The sequence below is a fragment of the Kribbella sp. NPDC003505 genome, assembly GCF_040610875.1.
Taxonomy (GTDB): Bacteria; Actinomycetota; Actinomycetes; order Propionibacteriales; family Kribbellaceae; genus Kribbella.
The window spans coordinates 276,723-293,602 of sequence record NZ_JBEXNA010000008.1; the positions used below are offsets into that span (position 1 = coordinate 276,723).

Annotated in this window: 22 protein-coding genes; 4 read left to right on the forward strand and 18 right to left on the reverse strand. The window is 69.8% G+C overall.

Going from position 1 to position 16,880, the window contains the following annotated elements; all coding sequences use genetic code 11:
- Positions 1-76: 76 nt before the first annotated feature.
- The 4 genes from ABZX12_RS27505 to ABZX12_RS27520 form a co-directional block, all read right to left on the reverse strand.
- Positions 77-1,078 carry a zinc-dependent alcohol dehydrogenase family protein gene (locus ABZX12_RS27505; protein WP_355697695.1) on the reverse strand — a complete coding sequence of 334 codons (1,002 nt, stop codon included), beginning with the start codon at positions 1,076-1,078 and terminating at the stop codon, positions 77-79.
- Positions 1,079-1,135: 57 nt separating this feature from the next.
- The gene (locus tag ABZX12_RS27510; RefSeq protein ID WP_355697697.1) at positions 1,136-2,239 is read right to left on the reverse strand and encodes a geranylgeranyl reductase family protein; all 1,104 of its coding nucleotides are present in this window, start codon (positions 2,237-2,239) and stop codon (positions 1,136-1,138) included.
- A gap of 94 nt (positions 2,240-2,333) precedes the next feature.
- Positions 2,334-3,071: a hypothetical protein gene (locus ABZX12_RS27515; RefSeq protein ID WP_355697699.1), complete on the reverse strand. Its 738-nt coding sequence runs from the start codon at positions 3,069-3,071 to the stop codon at positions 2,334-2,336.
- A 196-nt stretch (positions 3,072-3,267) separates the two neighbouring features.
- Positions 3,268-4,089, reverse strand: coding sequence for a SigB/SigF/SigG family RNA polymerase sigma factor (locus tag ABZX12_RS27520; RefSeq protein WP_355697701.1), 822 nt, complete (start codon positions 4,087-4,089; stop codon positions 3,268-3,270).
- Between the two features lie 305 nt (positions 4,090-4,394).
- On the opposite strand from ABZX12_RS27520, the gene ABZX12_RS27525 reads away from it, so the two are divergent.
- The gene (locus ABZX12_RS27525) at positions 4,395-4,628 is read left to right on the forward strand and encodes a DUF397 domain-containing protein (protein WP_131293596.1); all 234 of its coding nucleotides are present in this window, start codon (positions 4,395-4,397) and stop codon (positions 4,626-4,628) included.
- 227 nt (positions 4,629-4,855) lie between these two features.
- Here the strand turns inward: ABZX12_RS27525 and ABZX12_RS27530 are convergent, their stop codons facing one another.
- Both ABZX12_RS27530 and ABZX12_RS27535 read right to left on the reverse strand, forming a co-directional pair.
- A complete protein-coding gene (locus tag ABZX12_RS27530; RefSeq protein WP_355697703.1) occupies positions 4,856-5,074 on the reverse strand; it encodes a hypothetical protein in 219 nt (72 codons plus the stop codon).
- Positions 5,071-5,265: a hypothetical protein gene (locus ABZX12_RS27535; RefSeq protein WP_355697705.1), complete on the reverse strand. Its 195-nt coding sequence runs from the start codon at positions 5,263-5,265 to the stop codon at positions 5,071-5,073. Before ABZX12_RS27535 ends, ABZX12_RS27530 begins: the two co-directional genes overlap by 4 nt.
- 447 nt (positions 5,266-5,712) lie before the next feature.
- Here ABZX12_RS27535 and ABZX12_RS27540 point away from each other — a divergent pair, with 447 nt between their 5' ends.
- A complete protein-coding gene (locus ABZX12_RS27540) occupies positions 5,713-6,585 on the forward strand; it encodes a helix-turn-helix transcriptional regulator (RefSeq protein WP_355697707.1) in 873 nt (290 codons plus the stop codon).
- Between the two features lie 9 nt (positions 6,586-6,594).
- Here ABZX12_RS27540 and ABZX12_RS27545 read toward each other — a convergent pair whose 3' ends face one another.
- From ABZX12_RS27545 to ABZX12_RS27560, 4 genes are all read right to left on the reverse strand, one after another.
- Positions 6,595-7,221, reverse strand: a complete 627-nt coding sequence (locus tag ABZX12_RS27545) for a DUF2461 domain-containing protein (protein WP_355697709.1) — start codon at positions 7,219-7,221, stop codon at positions 6,595-6,597.
- A 43-nt stretch (positions 7,222-7,264) separates the two neighbouring features.
- On the reverse strand, positions 7,265-8,377 hold the full coding sequence (locus ABZX12_RS27550) for an epoxide hydrolase (RefSeq protein ID WP_355697710.1): 1,113 nt from the start codon (positions 8,375-8,377) through the stop codon (positions 7,265-7,267).
- A gap of 41 nt (positions 8,378-8,418) precedes the next feature.
- The gene (locus ABZX12_RS27555) at positions 8,419-8,739 is read right to left on the reverse strand and encodes a hypothetical protein (protein WP_355697712.1); all 321 of its coding nucleotides are present in this window, start codon (positions 8,737-8,739) and stop codon (positions 8,419-8,421) included.
- Positions 8,740-8,913: 174 nt separating this feature from the next.
- Positions 8,914-9,201, reverse strand: coding sequence for a DUF1905 domain-containing protein (locus tag ABZX12_RS27560; protein ID WP_355697714.1), 288 nt, complete (start codon positions 9,199-9,201; stop codon positions 8,914-8,916).
- 84 nt (positions 9,202-9,285) lie between these two features.
- On the opposite strand from ABZX12_RS27560, the gene ABZX12_RS27565 reads away from it, so the two are divergent.
- A complete protein-coding gene (locus ABZX12_RS27565; protein ID WP_355697854.1) occupies positions 9,286-9,798 on the forward strand; it encodes a GNAT family N-acetyltransferase in 513 nt (170 codons plus the stop codon).
- Here the strand turns inward: ABZX12_RS27565 and ABZX12_RS27570 are convergent.
- Positions 9,752-10,753, reverse strand: coding sequence for a cation diffusion facilitator family transporter (locus ABZX12_RS27570; RefSeq protein WP_355697716.1), 1,002 nt, complete (start codon positions 10,751-10,753; stop codon positions 9,752-9,754). The two genes, ABZX12_RS27565 and ABZX12_RS27570, sit on opposite strands and share 47 nt — an antisense overlap.
- Positions 10,750-11,151 (reverse strand): metalloregulator ArsR/SmtB family transcription factor, encoded by a 402-nt coding sequence (locus tag ABZX12_RS27575; RefSeq protein WP_355697718.1) that lies wholly within the window; start codon positions 11,149-11,151, stop codon positions 10,750-10,752. Before ABZX12_RS27575 ends, ABZX12_RS27570 begins: the two co-directional genes overlap by 4 nt.
- A gap of 46 nt (positions 11,152-11,197) precedes the next feature.
- Between ABZX12_RS27575 and ABZX12_RS27580 the strand changes: the two genes are divergently transcribed.
- Positions 11,198-11,713: a DinB family protein gene (locus ABZX12_RS27580; protein WP_355697720.1), complete on the forward strand. Its 516-nt coding sequence runs from the start codon at positions 11,198-11,200 to the stop codon at positions 11,711-11,713.
- Between the two features lie 20 nt (positions 11,714-11,733).
- On the opposite strand, the gene ABZX12_RS27585 is transcribed toward ABZX12_RS27580, so the two are convergent.
- The 6 genes from ABZX12_RS27585 to ABZX12_RS27610 all read right to left on the reverse strand — a co-directional run bounded on the left by ABZX12_RS27585 (position 11,734) and on the right by ABZX12_RS27610 (position 16,873).
- On the reverse strand, positions 11,734-12,135 hold the full coding sequence (locus ABZX12_RS27585; protein WP_355697722.1) for a hypothetical protein: 402 nt from the start codon (positions 12,133-12,135) through the stop codon (positions 11,734-11,736).
- 10 nt (positions 12,136-12,145) lie between these two features.
- Positions 12,146-12,658 carry a hypothetical protein gene (locus ABZX12_RS27590; RefSeq protein WP_355697723.1) on the reverse strand — a complete coding sequence of 171 codons (513 nt, stop codon included), beginning with the start codon at positions 12,656-12,658 and terminating at the stop codon, positions 12,146-12,148.
- Between the two features lie 128 nt (positions 12,659-12,786).
- Positions 12,787-15,774, reverse strand: a complete 2,988-nt coding sequence (locus tag ABZX12_RS27595; RefSeq protein ID WP_355697725.1) for an FtsX-like permease family protein — start codon at positions 15,772-15,774, stop codon at positions 12,787-12,789.
- Between the two features lie 13 nt (positions 15,775-15,787).
- Entirely contained in the window at positions 15,788-16,120 is a 333-nt protein-coding gene (locus ABZX12_RS27600; RefSeq protein WP_355697726.1) for a hypothetical protein, read from the reverse strand.
- Positions 16,095-16,679, reverse strand: coding sequence for an ABC transporter ATP-binding protein (locus tag ABZX12_RS27605; protein ID WP_355697856.1), 585 nt, complete (start codon positions 16,677-16,679; stop codon positions 16,095-16,097). The genes ABZX12_RS27600 and ABZX12_RS27605 overlap by 26 nt, the downstream gene beginning before the upstream one ends.
- Positions 16,673-16,873, reverse strand: a complete 201-nt coding sequence (locus ABZX12_RS27610; RefSeq protein ID WP_355697863.1) for a hypothetical protein — start codon at positions 16,871-16,873, stop codon at positions 16,673-16,675. Before ABZX12_RS27610 ends, ABZX12_RS27605 begins: the two co-directional genes overlap by 7 nt.
- Positions 16,874-16,880 lie beyond the last annotated feature (7 nt).

A 16,880-nucleotide genomic window follows, 5' to 3' on the forward strand; every position in this document is an offset into this window, starting at 1 on the left:
CACCGTTGAAGCCGGGCGGCGCCCGCAAGTGGAATCTTCACCCAGTTCTAACGCTCTCCGGCCCGCGGCGGTTCAGTTAATCGAGCACGGTGACCAGGGACCCGCTCGCGCGGCCATGGGCGACGTCGGCGAGCGCCTCGTCGACGGCGCCGAACGGGACAACGGTCGTGTGCGCCGTCACCGGCAGCCGCGCGATCAGGCGGAACAGTTCCTCGCCGTCACGACGCGTGTTCGAGGTGACGCTGCGCAGGTCGCGCTCGTGGAACAGGTACCGCTCGTAGTTCAGCCCCGGTACGTCGGACAGGTAGATGCCGGCGACCGCCGCGGTCCCGCCCGGCTTCAGCGCCTCGAGCGCGTACGGTACGACATCGCCGGCCGGAGCGAACACGATCGCCGAGTCCAGCGGTGCCGGCGGCCGATCGGCAGTCTCGCCGACGAAGGCGGCGCCGAGCTCCGCGGCCAGGGCACGGTTCCCCTCGCCGCGGCTCATCACGAACAGCTCGGCGCCCTGGGCCAGCGCGAGCTGCGCGGTGAGATGGGCGCTCGACCCGAAGCCGTAGATGCCGAGCCGGCCGCCGGGCGGGAGGTTCGCGCGGAGCAACGAGCGGTAGCCGATGATCCCGGCGCACAGCCACGGCGCGAGTTCCGCCGCGGGCCGGTCGGCCGGCAGCGCGTACGCGTAGTCCTCGGGCACCACGGCGTACTCCGCGAAGCCCCCGTCGGCGTCCCAGCCCGTGTACGTCGACCGCGGGCAGAGGTTCTCGGCGCCCTGCCGGCAGAACTCGCACACGCCGCAGGTCCCGCGCAACCAGGCGATCCCGACACGGTCCCCGGCCGCGAAGCGACCGCCCGGCCCGACGACGGTGCCGACCACCTGATGACCGGGGATGACGCCGGGCCGCTTCGGCTCGAGGTCGCCCTCGGTCAGATGCAGGTCCGTCCGGCAGATCCCGCACGCCTCCACCTTCACCAGGACCTCACCGGCGCCGGGCTCCGGGACGGTCCGGCGAACCTGCTTCAGCGGACCGCCGTCGATCGGTCCGGGACGATCCACCGCCCACGCCTGCATCTGGTCCATACGTCCATCATGCGACGCGCCGGAGCGCGCGCTCGCGACGCTCGGCGACTCGAGGCGTCAGGGCAGGATGGTTCGGAGCAGGCGGCGGGTCAGGCCGCCGTCCGCGAGGCCTAGCTCGACTAGATCGTCGAAGACGTGCTGGTCGGCCGCGGCGGCCCGGATCCCGGCGTCGAGGATCCGGTCCGAACGGCTGAGCTGGGCGACCACCGCGGTGTCGCGAAGGTGCCGGGACAGCAGGCGGGACGTGCGACGGCGGTACGGCGTCCCCGCGTCCGGGCTGCCTGCTCGGAGGGCGTCGGCGATCGCGCGGCCGGCGAGCAGACCGGTCGCGACCGCGTAGTAGATGCCCTCCCCCGTCATCGGGTTGATCAGCCCGGCCGCGTCGCCGGCGAGCAGCACCGGTCCGCGGTGCGGCCGCCACGTCCAGCCGGCGAGCGGCAGGTGGTGTCCCCACCACGACTGCCCGCCGTCGGTCGCTCCCGGCAGCAGCTTCTCCAGGTTGTTCAGCAGGTCGGTCCGGGTCGGGCGGGTGCCGGCCAGGAGTTCGCCGTACCCGACGTTCGACCACCCGTCGCCGCGGTCGAAGGACCACGCGTACGACGGCTGCCGGCCAGGCCCGTACGCGATCACCTGGCTCGCGGCCCGCGCCGGCGGGGTCGGCGCGTAGCCGCGGATCGCGAGCGCCACCGGGCCCGACTTCAGGCCGAGCTCCCGCCGTACGACGGAATGCGCGCCGTCGGCCCCGACCACGAAGCGGGCCTCCAGGTCGTCGACGCCGACCGACCCTGGCCGGATCGCGAGGCCGCGGACCCGGCGGCGGACGAACTGCGCGCCGGCCGTACGCGCGGCCTCGACGAGCCGCTGGTCGAAGACGGTGCGCGGGACCACCCACGTCGGCCGGGACAGCTCGCGGTCCACCCCCACAGCACCCCGGTTCAGCACGAAGCGCCGTACCGGGGTCCAGTCGTCGAGGATGCCGGTGACGCCGACGCCGGCCAACAGGTCCAGGACGTGCGGCGCGATGCCGTCACCGCAGGCCTTGTCCCGGGGGAACTCGTGCCGGTCGAGCAGCAGCACCGACAAGCTCGGGTCCGCCGCCAACGCCCCGAGCGCGGCCGAGGCCCCCGCCGGCCCGGCTCCGACAACCACCAGATCCCACACAGACACCCTCCCCTGGTCGGGCCCCAGTCTCGCAGTTCCGGGCACCGTCCGCGCGCCGGCCGGAGACGCCGGACAGGGGTCGACGGCACAGGGCCTAGGTGCCGGGGCGGCGGCCTGGTTTGCTGACACGGCGCACGGTGGTCCGGCGGGCGCGTGGAGTGTGCGATCCGACGGGGCCGGAGCCGGACACCGGGCGGGCCTCGTCGAGGTCGACGATCTTCGGCGGCGGCGGGACGAAGACCGCGACGGTCTCCTCCTCGTCGACGGCCGCGGGCGGCTCGACCGGCGGGGCCGGCTTGGCGCGCGCGGCCGACTCCTTGCTCACCCGCGGCCTGACGGCGGCGACCGCGGGCGCGGCGAGCGGGCTGCGGGGCGGGCGGCGATGCGGGAGCCGGGTCCGCAACTCGATGCCGAGCACATCGATCAGCTTGCGGCAGGCAACGATCGAGAGCGCGACCGCGAACACCGTGCACCCGGCGAACAGCACTGCCTGGCCGCCGGCCGCCCAGTTCGACGGGTCGGTCCGGGTCATCGCCGCGATCATCGCGACGACTATCGCATTGGTGATGCCGAAGGCAACGGCCACGCCGACGGTCCGGAGCACGACGCGTCGATCCAGCCCGACATCGTCGGCCGCCGCGACCAGCCCGGCGATCAGTCCGGCCAGCACCGGCACTGTATAGACAAGTGCGAGCGTCAGTCCCGGACTCGCGACCAGGTAGAAGACGTCGAACACCAGCGCGGTGCCGGTCAGTGCGGCCGCGAAGCACACCACCATCGGCGGATACGCGCGCAGCACCGCGACCGCGTCCGCGGGCACGGTCCTGAACATCCGCAAAGCCAACCGCAACGACTCATCCCCTCGTCTTCCACCCATTGTGCAGCTACCTGGCACCGTCGGTGAGACTCAGCGCCCAGCGAGTCGCCGGCGAGGTGTGGACGGAGGGGAGGTCACGCCGGCCCGTCGCAGTTTTCGTCGACGACGGACCGGCGGAACCTCGAGTTGTGTACTGCGGACCCGCGACCGCCTAGGCGGCGGCCTGGAGCGGAGTCAGCTTCTTGCGGAGGTCGTCGAGGATCCGGCGAAGGACCCGCGAGACCTGCATCTGGCTGACGCCGATGTCCTCGCCGATCTCGGACTGCGTCCAGCCCTCGACGAACCGCAGCTGCAGGATGCGGCGGTCCCGTTCGCCGAGATCGGCGAGCACCGGCTGCAGCATCTCGACCGTTTCCAGCTGGTCGATGCTCGCGTCCTCGTCGTCGGCGACCACGTCGGCGAGCGTGAGCTCGGCGTCGGCCTCGGCGGGCCGGTCCAGCGAGAGGACGTTGAAGCACCCGCGCGCCGCGAGCGCCTGCTCGACCTCGGTGACCTCGACCTCGAGGTGATCGGCCAGTTCGGCCGGGGTGGGTTCGCGGTTCAGCTGCTGCTCCAGCTCCGGCAGCTTGTTCGCGATGGTGCCTTGCATCTCCTGCAGCCGGCGTGGGATCCGCACCGTCCAGGCGCAGTCGCGGAAGTACCGCTTGACCTCGCCGCGGATGGTGGGGATCGCGAACCCGATGAACGGGGTGTCGGCCTCCAGCCGGTAATGGTGGGCGGCTTTCACCAGCCCGAGATACGCGACCTGCTCCAGGTCGTCGGCCTCGGCGCCCCGGCCGCGGAAGCGGCGCGCGATGCCTTTGGCCATTTCGAGGTTGAGCTCGACGACCTGTTCGAGAATTTCCTGACGCTCGACCTCGTCGGTGCTGGCAGCTCGCCGTTCCATCAGTTCCCGGGTAGCTGCTTCGCGGGCGGCCCGATCCGTGGGCGCTCCGCTGCGGGTGGATTCCCGCTCGATGGTGTTGATGACCATTGGTATGACCTCGCGACTGTCGTCACGGCGTGGCACTTCGCTGAACCACGGTCATGCCTGCACCAGGAACCGTACCCCACAGTTCTGGAAGTCATGCACAGAAGTTTTCCAACGGTCGGGCAACGGCTCTGCGACAGCCGGGCAACGGTCACCGATCGCGACCGGATCACCGGCCGAAACGCTCGCTTCACGGCACCACGATCACAGCACGTAAGGCAGCGGACACGTGAGCCCAAACCGTGTACGATGCAAATGCAAGGCCAAATGCACGTGCATATGCCAAGGACGTACGGAAGGTGCAGCTGATGACTGCGATCTACAACGGCATGCCCGGCGACTCGAACAGCGAGCTGATCTGGCGCAAGAGCCAGCGCAGCGGCCCCCAGGGCAACTGTGTCGAGGTAGCGAAGCTCCCGGACGGCGGTGTGGCGGTGCGCAACTCGCGCTTCACCGACGGCCCGGCGCTGGTGTTCACGAAGGCAGAGATCGAGGCGTTCCTCGGCGGCGTTCAGGATGGCGAGTTCGGCTACCTGATCTGAGCAGGACCCGGCACCACTGAGCAGCACAAGAGCAATACAGAGAAGTACAGGGCACCACAGAAGCAAGGGCCCCTTCGCCAGGCGAGTGACGAAGGGGCCCTTTCCTGTGCCCGGAGACCCGCGGGCCCGGACGGGGCCTCGCGCAGCGGCGTGACGACGCACAAAAACGCCAGGACCGACTCTCCGGCGAGAGTCGGTCCTGGTGTGCCCGAGGGGCGGGTACGGACTTACTGGACGGTGAGCGGCCAGAGCTGCTCGCTCGGCAGCTCGGAGGCCTTCCCGGTCGCCGCATTGTCAACGGTGATTCGCAATCCGGTGAACTTCGGCGTCATCACCCGCTGGTACCGCGACGCGCGGTCCGGCTCGGCGACGTACTCGGCGATCAGGTGATCACCCAGCCAGATCCGCACCATCTTCCGTCCTCCTGCTGCTCTGTCGGTGGTCATGGGGCCAGGCTCACGATCGGGTCGCCGTCGAGTTGGCGGACGCCGCGCAACCAGCCCTCGAAGGCCCAGCGCTGTTGCTCGGGGCAACGCGCGACCAGGTCCTGGATCTCCCGCTCCGTCAGCTCCTCGGGCGCACGGCTGCCGGCCAGCGCGGCGGTCTGCTCCACAACCTCACTGTCGTCGTCGTTCATCGACTCGGGTTCCCCAACCAGTCATGCCAACGGGGGGCCGTCGGCGCTCTGTAGGACCGGCCTGCCGGTTCACGCGATGTCACTTTTCGCGAGATCCAGCTCACCTTCTGTGCATGAAGCAATCATGGCGTCGGCACGCGACGAATGCAAGCGCCCGATGCACGTGCATCCGCACGTTTTCCATTTCGAGACCAGATTGGGCCTGTTTGCGCCTCAGCGAGGTGGGATGAGGCGCCGCCGAACGGTGTTCGACGGCGCGTCGGACCGCTAGTATGTACTGACAAAACAGGCGAACCACTCATCGGCTAGGCTTACGCTCCGTGATCGCCGATCCGGAATTGCCGCTCTTTTGTAAGAACTTCGGCAGATCAGCGCTCCGGCGTGCGATGATGTGCGTCTGCGGGTGAGGTTGCCGATGGAGACCGCTGGGGCCGCTGGGAGGTGGGTGTGACCGAGTCGGGCGCGCAGAGCGGACCGACCGCGCTGCGCATCATTCTCGGCGGGCATCTACGCCGGATGCGGGTGGCAGCAGGGATCAGCAGATCCGACGCGGGGTGGGAGATCCGGTCGTCGGAGTCCAAGGTCAGCAGGATGGAGCTCGGCCGCGTCGGCCTCAAGGAGCGCGACGTCCGCGACCTGCTGACGCTGTACGGCGTCGACGACGAGGAAGAGCGCGAGCGTCTCCTCGCGCTCACCCGGGAGGCGAACAACCCCGGCTGGTGGCACCGGTACGGCGACGTGCTGCCGAGCTGGTTCCACTCCTACCTTGACCTCGAGGCCGCGGCGCAGCTGATCCGTGTCTACGAGCTGCAGTTCGTCCCGGGTCTGCTGCAGACCCCCGACTACATCCGCGCGGTCATCCAACTCGGCCGCGGACTGATCCCGGCCGAGGAGGTCGAGCGCCGGGTCGCGCTGCGGACCGGCCGGCAGAGCGTCCTGACCCGCCCGGACCCGGTGCGGATCTGGGCAGTCGTCGACGAGGCGGTGCTGCGCCGGCCGATCGGCGGCGTGAAGGCGATGGTCCAGCAGCTCGACCACCTGATCGACGCGTCGCAGTACCCGAACGTCACGCTCCAGGTGATGCCGTTCAACGTCGGCGGCCACGCGGCCACCGGCGGCGCGTACAGCATCCTGCGGTTCCCGGAGCAGGACCTCCCGGACATGGTCTACATCGAGCACCTCAGCAGCGCCCTGTACCTGGACAAGCTCGAGGACCTCGATCAGTACACGGCCACCATGGAAGCCCTCTGCGTCGCGGCCCCGCCGCCGAACAGGACCCGCGACATCCTCACCACCATCAAGAAGGACTTCGAGTCCTGACCTCGACGATCAGGTGTTGTCGGTCAGCCAGGTGATCAGGGGTTTGGTGGCTCGCCAGTCTGCGCGGATCCGGTCGGCGAGGTCGGCGGTGTGGATGACGGGTTCGAAGCCGTAGCTCTTGCCGACCGTCAGGGACTTGTGGCGGAGCAGGTCGATCCGGGGGTGCTCGGGGTCGTAGCCGCGAGGGCTGGTCTTGAGCTTGTCGCCGCCGACCGTCCAGCCGGCCCTCGTCAGTTTGGCGAGCAGCTTCTCCAGTTGCTTCCCGCGGCGGTCGTCGTCGATGGCGGTGCGGACCCGGGCCAGGCGCTCCGACGACGCCTCGTAGAAGCCGGCCGCGACCCGGACGCCGGGTGCGGAGACCTGCACGTACCACCCGGTGGACGGCGCGACGTCGATGAACGCGCCCTGGTGGGTCTTGTACGGCGTCTTGTCCTTGGCGAAGCGGACGTCACGGTACGGGCGGAAGAGTTTCGCCATACCGAACTCCTCCTCGAGCTCGGCCAGCAGCGCGGCCATCGGCGCCCGGACCGACTCCTCGTAGACGTGCTTGTGCTCCGTCCAGAAGGTCTTGGTGTTGTCCATCTCGAGATCGTCGTAGAAGTCCAGCGCCGCAGCCGGAAACCCGGTAAAACTCATGCGGTCACGATAGTTCTCCCGTCCGATCCGACGGACGGCAGCCTCAAGCTCTGAAGAAGGCGCGGACGTCGGCGGCCAGCAGCTCGGGCACCTCGAGCGCGGCGAAGTGGCCGCCCCGCGGATGGCTGGTCCAGCGGACGACGTTGTCGGTGCCGGCGACCTTGTGCCGCAGCGGGATGAAGTTCTCGTGCGCGAGGTCGAGCAGCGCGGTCGGCGTCCGCGACGGCTCGGGCGGTTGACCCCAGTACGCCGCCTGCGCGCGCTCGTAGTAGATCGCCCCGGCCGAGCCCGCCGTCCTGGTCAGCCAGTAGAGCATCACGTTGGTGAGCAGCAGATCCCGGTCGATCGGGACGTCCGACCAGGTCGCGAACTTCTCCGCGATCCAGGCCAGCTGCCCGACCGGCGAATCGGTCAGCGCGTACGCCAGCGTCTGCGGCCGGGTCGACTGCAGGTCGGCGTACCCCTGCTGCTCGGACGCGAACTCCTGCTGCCGCCGCCACGACGCCCATGTGCGCTCGCGCTCGGCGGCGTCCAGCGGCGCGAGCTCCGCCGGCGTCGGCTCGGCCGTCGCGCCCGCGCCGGGGATCAGGTTGAGGTGTACGCCGAGCACCCGTTCCGGATCGATCCGCCCGACCTCGCGGGAGATCGCCGCGCCCCAGTCGCCGCCCTGGACGCCGTACCGCCGGTATCCGAGCCGCGTCATCAGCTCGGTCCACGCGCGCGCGACCCGGGTGAACTCCCACCCGGGCTCGCGGGTCGGGCCGGACAGCGTGAAGCCCGGGATGGTCGGGAGGATCAGGTGGAAGTCGCTCAGCAGCGGTGCGACGGAGGTGAACTCGACGACGGAGCCCGGCCAGCCATGGGTCAGCACCAGCGGGATCGCGTCCGGCGACGACGAGCGGAGATGCGCGAAGTGCACGAGCGCCCCGTCGATGACGGTGGTGTACTGCGGCCACTCGTTCAGCCGCGCCTCAGCCGCCCGCCAGTCGTACCCGTCCCGCCAGTAGCCGGCCAGGTCCCGCAGATACTCCAGCGGTACGCCGCGCGACCAGCCGGCGCCCGGAAGCTCCGACGGCCAGCGCACCAGGTCGAGTCGTTGCCGCAGGTCGTCCAGCTCGCTGTCCGGCACGTCCAGCCGGAACGGTTCGATCGTCACCCCGGCACCCTGACGCACCGGGGCGAGGTTCGCACCTGGTTTCAGGCGCTGACCTTCTCCTGCGCGCGGTCGTGGACGACCTTGATCGCGACGGCGCCGATCAGGCAGAGCACGCCGGCGCTGATCACGACCGTGGTCAGCGTGCTGGCGCCGCTGAGCGCGTTGTCGCAGGCCATCGGCGTGATCCCGCCGGCCGGCCGGAAGGCCGAACCGCAGTCGGCCCCGCTCGCCGACACCGACCGGAATCCGAGCAGCGCGCCGCCGACCAGCAGCACCAGGCCGGCCACGCCGAGAATCTTGTTCAGCGAAATCACGGTGAGACCGGCTCCGCTGATCGCGGGCATGCCGACGGCATGCCCCATGAGCCCCGTTGCACCTCGTTCACTCCTGCCTTCGTCGGACCACCCAGGTTCGACGGTACGGTCCGGCCCGCGATCGACCCACCCGAGCAGCCGGTCAGCACTGATTCTTCACACAGTCCTTACTCAGGACATGACCGGTTGTGACGGTGATCTCAGATCAAACGGCGGTGACTCTCAACCGAGACGTTCCTCCAAATGAACGGTGATCTCGTCTCCGGGCTGCTTGCCGAGCAGGGTTCGCAGCTCGCTCCTGACGGGCAGTTTGTGCGTACCGTCACCGAGCGCCATGAACGAACTCTCGAACGGGTGGCCGTCCATCGTGCCACGCACCTTGACCAGTCCGCGCGTCCCGAAGTACGCGGCCGAATCCGGCATCTGCACGTAGGTCCAGCCGCCCTTGGCGTCGCTCTTCAACAGCGGCGCGGTGAAGGTCTTGTCCAGCTTTCCGGTCTTCTTGCTCATCGTGAGCTCCTCTCTACACCCTTGGGTAGAGACTGCGGACGCGGTTTCGACATCTGCCGCCAACTTATTCTGGGCAGCGTGCAGATGACGATCCGCCGGGCCGGGCGGGACGACGTACCGGCCGTGCTGGCGCTCCTCGACGAAGCGACCGAATGGCTGGTCGCGCGCGGCCGGACCGACCAGTGGGGTACGGCGCCGCACTCGACGAGCCCGCGGCGGGTCGAGCAGATCACCGGCTTCGCCGACGACGGCGGCCTCTGGGTCGGTACGGCGGACCATCGGGTGGTCGGCGCGCTGGCCGTGGGCGCCGCGCTCGACTACGTGCCGCCGGCCGCCGAGCCGGAGCTGTACGTGCGGCTGCTCGTGACCGATCGCGCGTCCGCCGGGCAGAACCTCGGCGGGACGCTGCTCGACCACGCGCGCGGGCTCGCCCGCGCAGCAGGCGTACGGCTGCTGCGGGTGGACTGCTTCGCCGGCGGTGACGGTGCACTGGTCCGGTACTACGAGCAGCAGGGCTTCACGCGCGACACCGCGTTCGCCGTACCGCGCGTCAATGATGTGGATTGGCCGGGTCAGGTGCTGGTCCAGCGCCTGTGACCGCGCGGTGGACCGCACCGTGCGCGTCGCTGCAGTGCTCCGGGGCCTCGGCGCCGGCGTGGTCGACCTGGAGCGTGGAATGCGTCAGATGGTGGCGCTCGGCAAGCAACTGCTCGATCCGGACGCGGATCTGGTGGCAGTCGAGGCCCTCGGCAACCAAGATGTGCGCGGACGCGGCCGGCTCGCCGGAGGTGATCTCCCAGACGTGCAGGTCGTGCACCTCGACCACACCCGGCACCGCGCAGAGCTCGGCGCCGAGCGCCTGCGGGTCGATCGCGGCCGGCGCAGCTTCGAGGAAGATCCGGCCCGAGTCCCGGACCAGTGAGACGCCGGCCTTCAGCATCAGCACCGCGACCACGAACGCCGCGATCGCGTCCGCCCGGGCGAACCCGGTGAGCAGGACGACGAGACCGGCGATGGCGGTCGCGACGAACGCGAAGAGGTCGTTGAGGATGTGCTGGAAGGCGCCCTCTACGTTCAGGCTGGAGCGGTTCGCCTTGCTGATCAGCCAGGTGGCGAACAGGTTCACCACGATGCCGACGACGCCGGTGATCAGGACCAGCGCACCCTTCACCTCGGGCGGGTGGATCAGCCGGCTGACGGCCTCGTACACGAAATAGACCGCGAGCAGCAGCAGCGTGATGCCGTTCGCCTGTGCGGACAGGATCTCGACCCGCTTGAAGCCGTACGTGAACCCGCCGGCCGGCGGTTTGGCGGCGAGCCGGATCGCGAGCAGTGCCAGCGCGATGGCGATCGCGTCGGTGAGCATGTGCGCGGCATCGGTGACGAGGGCCAGCGAGCCGGCCGCGACGCCGACGATCACCTCGGCGATCATGAAGCCGACGATCAGCGCGAGCGCGCCGCTGAGCAGCTTCCGGTCCGCGTTCGCGCTCACGCCGTGCCCGTGGCCGTGCCCGTGTCCTGCCGCGGCGCCTTCCCCGTGGTCGTGACTCATGCTTGCGACCGTTCCGGGTGGATGGCGTCGGTGTGCTCGGTGTGCGCGACCGCGAGGTCCAGCAGCATCCGCACGTGCGCGTCGTCGAGCCGGTAGAAGGCGTTCCGCCCGTCGCGCCGGACGGCGACCACGCGGTGCGCCCGGAGCAGCCGGAGCGCGTGCGACGTCGCCGACTCGCTGAGGCCGGTGATCGCGGCGAGATCGCAGACACACAGCTCCCCGTCGAGCAGCGCGACGAGCAGCTTCAGCCGCCGCGGATCGCCGAGCAGCCCGAACACGTCGGCCGTGTCGACGATGTCCTCCTCGCCCGGCATCCTGGCATTGACGCTCGCCACCCGCTCCGGATCGACGAGCCGCACACTGCAGGCGTCCGGCTGCACATCTGCAGAACTCTTCATATATTCACGGTAGGCCAAGAAGCCGGCCCCCGGCAACACTGACCCCATGAACGGTTACCCAGAGGTCGCAGCCGGCGAGCGGCAGACGCTCGAACAGTTCCTGGACTTCCATCGCGCCGCCGTGCTGCGAACGCTCGACGAGGTCACCGACGCCGAGGCGGCCACCCGGCCGTTGCCCGCGACCGACCTGACCGTCGGCGGCATCGTCAAGCACCTCGCCGCGGTCGAGGACCTGTGGTTCAGCCACAAGTTCCTCGACGTACCGTCCGCCGAACCGTGGCGGTCGGCGCCGTTCGACCAAGACCCCGACTGGGAGTTCCACTCGGCCGCCGGCAACACGGTCGCCGAGCTACGCGACCTGTATCGATCAGCGTGCGCCACCAGCCGCACGATCACGGCGGGCGTCGAGTCGCTCGAGCATCTCGCCGTACGAGGGTCGTTCGGTGGGCAATTGGTGAGCCTGCGGTGGATCTACCTGCACATGATCGAGGAGACCGCGCAGCACCGTGGGCACCTCGACCTGCTGGTGGACGCAGTCCGTCAGCAGAGGTCGAACTGGTAGACACCCACCGCGCGGTCACTTCAGTCGCTTGCGAACAGGTCGAAGAAGGGCGGGAAGGTACCGAGCAGACCGAGGGCGATCAGGATCACGGCGGTGAGCAGCACGGCGCGGCTCATCACCGCGCGGCGGCGCAGCGTCGCGTGCAGGACGGCCCAGCTGAGCAGCCAGACGGCGACAGTCAGGATCGTCTTTCCCGACAGCGGACCGACCCGGTTGTACCAGTTGAGCCAGTCGCTCACCGACGTACTCATCTCCGCAACGGTCGTCACAACACCCAGCGTGAGGGCACCGATCCCGACGGCCAGCACGGCGGCGGCCGCCGGTCCCTCCGGCTTTCCGGGGGTCTCGTCGACCTCCGCGGCGCTCCGCGTCGGTTCCTCCACCACCTGCTCCGCGGTCCGCGGATCATCGAAGTCAGTCATGATCAGCTCCTCATTGCACCGGTGCGACCTTGGTGATCAGCGCACCGAAGGTTCCGGCGACCGCGGCGGTGGCGAACGCCGTGATGAACAAACCCATCGCGACGCGGCGAAGCCGGTCGTTACGCGCCAGGCCGGCTCCGTAGTAGAGCACCAGGAACGCGGCCGTGGTGGCGAGCATCGGGCTGAGCCAGGCGAGGTGCTCTTTCCACTCCATCCCGAACGTGTGCCATCTCTCGGTGTTGGGGTCGGCGAGCAACACCGACCGTGGGCTGGCCGGGTTCTTCTCCCGGTACCAGGGATAGACGATCCACGTTCCGGTGATGACGGTGCCCCACGCCGCCACTGCCATCGACGACACACCCAGCCGGAGCCGACGCGCCGAGGTCCGGATGCCGGCCGTTGTCTCGGCTGCGGGCCGCAAGGCATGCAGCTCGGCCAGTCCGCCCGCGAAACCCAGCAGGAACAGTGCGCCGAGCACCATCCCGTGAATCAGGCCCCACCACTCCCTGCTCGTGAGTTCCATCGCCGCTTCCTCCCCCTGCGACTGTTGGTCCTCTCATCAAGCGGCCGGTGGTCAGGGCCAACCAAGGATCTTGGGTCCCGTCCTGCCGGGACCAAAGACCCATTTCGCGGGGGACCGAGCCTGACCGCTCACTCGTAGCGGAGCGCGGTCGCGGGATAGGTGCGGGAGGCTTTGACGCTGGGCAGCCAGGTGGTCAGGATCGTCGAGATCACCACGACGACGAGGATGATCCCGAGCGCGGTCCACGGCGGTTTCAGTGCCAGGTTCTCCATCCCTGGCTGGTCGGCCGCGTCGGAGATGACGTTGGCTGCGACCACCAGCCCGAGTACGGCGCCGACGACCACTCCTGTCAGCGTGATGAACAGCGACTCGACCAAGAAGGTCATCTGGACCATCCGCGCCTGGAAGCCGATCGCCCGCAGTACGCCGATCTGCTGGCGCCGCTCGACCACCGAGCGGGCGCTGATCACGCCCAGCGCGGCGACGCCGATCACCAGCCCGAGGCCCAGGAATCCCAGGATCAGGTACTGGAAGGTCAGGCTCGCGCCGACCGCGTCCCGCTGCGCCTCCCGCTGCGCCGTGGCCTGCATCCCGTTGTCCAGGAACGCCGACTCCAGCTGCTGCGCCACGACCTCGGGGTCGGCGCCCGGAGCGGTCCGGAAGTACCAGACGCTCGGCGCCGCCGCCGCGCCCAGCGGCGCCACGGTCCGCTGCGCCGTCGAGATGCCGACCATGGCGAGCGGCACGGTGTCGGCCAGGACACCGATGACCGTGAGCCGGAGGGTCTTGCCGGACTGGATGTCGCGGACCTCGATCGGCACGGGCCGGAAGCTGTCGTCCTCCAGATGGAACCCGGTCAGCCCGAAGTCCGAGACCTTCGGCGTGCCGAAGTTGTCGCGGCGCGGCACGGAGTACGCGTCCACGACGGCCAGCCCGGGATGGGTGGCGACCGCGTCCCAGACCGCACGGTCGGAGCCGTACCCCGCGGCCCTGATCGCGAAGCCGTACGTCGTCGACCGGGTGAACTCGTCGTCGAGTCCCCTGAGGACGTACCCGCGGAAACCGCTCTGCCCGGCCTGACGAGCCTGCACGGGCAGGTACGACTGTCCGGCGACCGCGGTGATGTCGGAGCGGTCGATCCCCGGCGCGGTGGACAGCGCCTGGTTCATGTCCGTGATCGGGGTCAGCGGTGAGGTCTGCGCGGTGACGTCGTACCCGCCGCCGAAGGTCTCCTCGTCGTTGTACGCCGCCACGAACGAGCCGGAGGTGGCCGATCCCACCACCAGCGTGAACACGACCAGCATGAACAGCCCGATCGTCGCGCCGGTGCGGAACCGGGTCCGCAGCGGCTGGGCGATCGCCGTCCGGACGACCGGTGCGGCGTGCCGGGACCGGCCGAAGACCCACATCAGCGCGGACTGCACGGCGGTCGCGTTGTAGATCACGACCATGGTCGCGCCGGCCACCAGCAACAGCCCGGCCAGGACGAAGACCGAGAACCCCATCCGCAGCCCCGGCACGAGCTTCTCGTAGACCCAGAACGGCAGCAGGTTCCAGACCAGGACGCCGAGGCCCGCCACGGTGTAGGTCAGCCGTTCGCTACCGCCGAGGAGGCGGATCAGCGGAACCAGGGCGAAGATCACCAGGGTGCCGCCGGCGAGCAGCAGTTCGGCGCTCTTGCCGCGATACGACAAGGCGATGAAGGCGGTGCCGAGCAGGAGCGTCCAGGCGACGTGGACACCCCAGGACCTCCGGCGGCGCCGTCTTGGCGGCTGCGGAAGATTGCGGACCGCGCTGACGATGTTGAGCCGGCTGACCCGCCACGAGGCGATCAGCACCACCCCGAGGGTGAGCAGCACCCCGAGGGCGAACGAGACGATCAGGCTGGTCAGGGTCAGGTGGTACCGGATCGTGACCATACCGGGGCCGGACAACGCGCCGGCGATCGCCCGGACCATGCCCACCGACAGGGCGAGCCCCAGCACGGCGCCGACGACCGCGGCCAGGACGTCGTACGCGACCCCCTCGAAGACGAACATCTGCACCAGCTGGCGGCGCTGGGTCCCGATCGCGCGGGCGGTACCCATCTCACCGCGGCGCTCCGCGGCAAGCATCACGAAGACCAGGAAGATCAGCAGGACGCCGGCCGAGACGGTGAACGTGCCCATCGTCGAGAACATCGACAGGAAACTGGCGCCCTGCTCGTCGGCCTGGTCGAGCCCGTCGCGCTTGACCGGGTCGACGAACAGGCCGAGCGTGGCCGTCGTCGGCCGCAGCGCGGTGACGACCTCGTCGGTACGATCCGCGCCGCTGATCTCGTTGCCGTCGTTCGACACCAGGATCTGCTGGACACCGGACCCCACGCCGAGCAACTGCTGGGCGGTCCGCAACGGCATCAGCAAAGCACCACCGTCAGTGCCGGCGCCGTCGTACGTGACCACTCGCGCGACGGTGAGCCGCTGCTGACGGCCGCCCGCGAACACCACGAGCTCGTCGCCAGGGGCGGCCGCGAGGTCGTCCGCCGCCTCGGCGTTCAGGTAGGTCTGCCCGGCCGCGAGTTCGTCCAGCCGGAGGTTCTCACCTGATGTCGAACGGATCCGCCCGAAGACCGACGCCGGGTCGGTCGCGAACAGGGTCACGCTCGGCTCGCTCGTCCGGCTGCGCGCGTTCTGGACGGCGATCGACGCGCTGATCGCCGGCGCGACCGCGTCGACGGCCGGGACCCGCCCGGCCGCGGCGATCACGCGCGCCGCCTCGGTCGCGGTCAGGAAGCGGGCGCCCGCACCCTGGCCGAGCGTCGCGATGTCCGGTTCGTCGGTGGAGCGTGCCGAGATGATCTCGTCGGTCTGGCCGTACGTCGTGATCACCGACGTCCGGACCGTGTGCGAGATGATGTCGCCGAAGCCGAGGGCCGAGGCGATGATCATCGTCCCGAGCATCAGCCCGCCGACGATGATGGCGGTCCGGCCGCGGCGCCGGGCCATGTTGCGGACGCCCAGTTTGAACAGCACCCGGTTCCGCACCGCCAGTGCGGCCACGACGGCCAGCGTGACGACCACCAGCAGGCCGAGTACGACGGCCAGCGCCCTGACCGGAATTCCGAACAGCTCGGTCATGGCCGGCACCCCCTCAGTTCGCGGCAGGGGCGGTGGCTTCCACGGACGGCAGCTCGGCGAGCGCGATCTGGTAGCGCTCGCGTCCCGGCGGAGACCGGAAGATTGTCGTGTAGCGCTCCAGAACCTCGGCGTAGAAGCCTTGGGAGCCGGCCGCGTCGGCGGCCTCGGACGTCTCCCAGAAACTGATGATCGCGCCCAGGCCCTCCGGCGTGGCCATCACCAGCACGCCCGCGTACCCGGGCTGCTCGTGCAGCTCCGGGAGCACCTCGGCCCGGAACCGCTCGACCGCCGACGCGGTGTCGATCCGGACGGTGTCGATCTCAAGCAACGTGAGACGCGTGAACATGGCTGGGCTCCCTCCGTTCGTTCACGACCTGCTCGTCGACCACCCGGCCGTCGAGCATCCTGATGATCCGGTCGGTCCGCCGGCCGACGGCGATGTCGTGGGTCACGATCAGGAAGGTCAGGCCCCGCTCCCGGTTCAGCCGCCGCATCAGCGACGTGATGTCCTCCGCCGACTCGCTGTCCAGGTCGCCGGTCGGTTCGTCGGCCCAGACGATCGCGGGCTCGTTGACCAGGGCCCGGGCGATGGTGACCCGCTGCCGCTCGCCACCCGACAGTTCGTCCGGGACATGCGCGGCGCGGTCGGCCAGGCCGACCAGCTCGAGCGCTTCGATCGCGCGCTCGCGGGCGGGCTTCGGCGCCTGCCCGGCGAGCAGCAGCGACAGTTCGACGTTCTCCACCGCCGACAGCACCGGCATCAGGTTGTAGAACTGGAAGACGAACCCCATCCGCTCGGCCCGGTACCGGGTCCGCGCCCGGTCCGGCAGCTCGGTCAGATCGACGCCTTCGATCAGGATCCGGCCCCCGTCGATCTCGTCCAGCCCGGACAGGCAATTCAGCAGGGTGGTCTTGCCGCAGCCGCTCGGGCCATCACGGCGGCCATCTCGCCGCGCCGCAACTCCAGGTCGATGCCCTGGAGCGCGTCGACCCGGACCTGCCCGGTGTCGTACGTCTTCCGTACGGCGGTGGCAGAAACGATGACGTCGCTCGTGGTTTGCTCGGTACCCGACGGCCGACCGGCCCGGCGTTTCAGCATGGTGGTC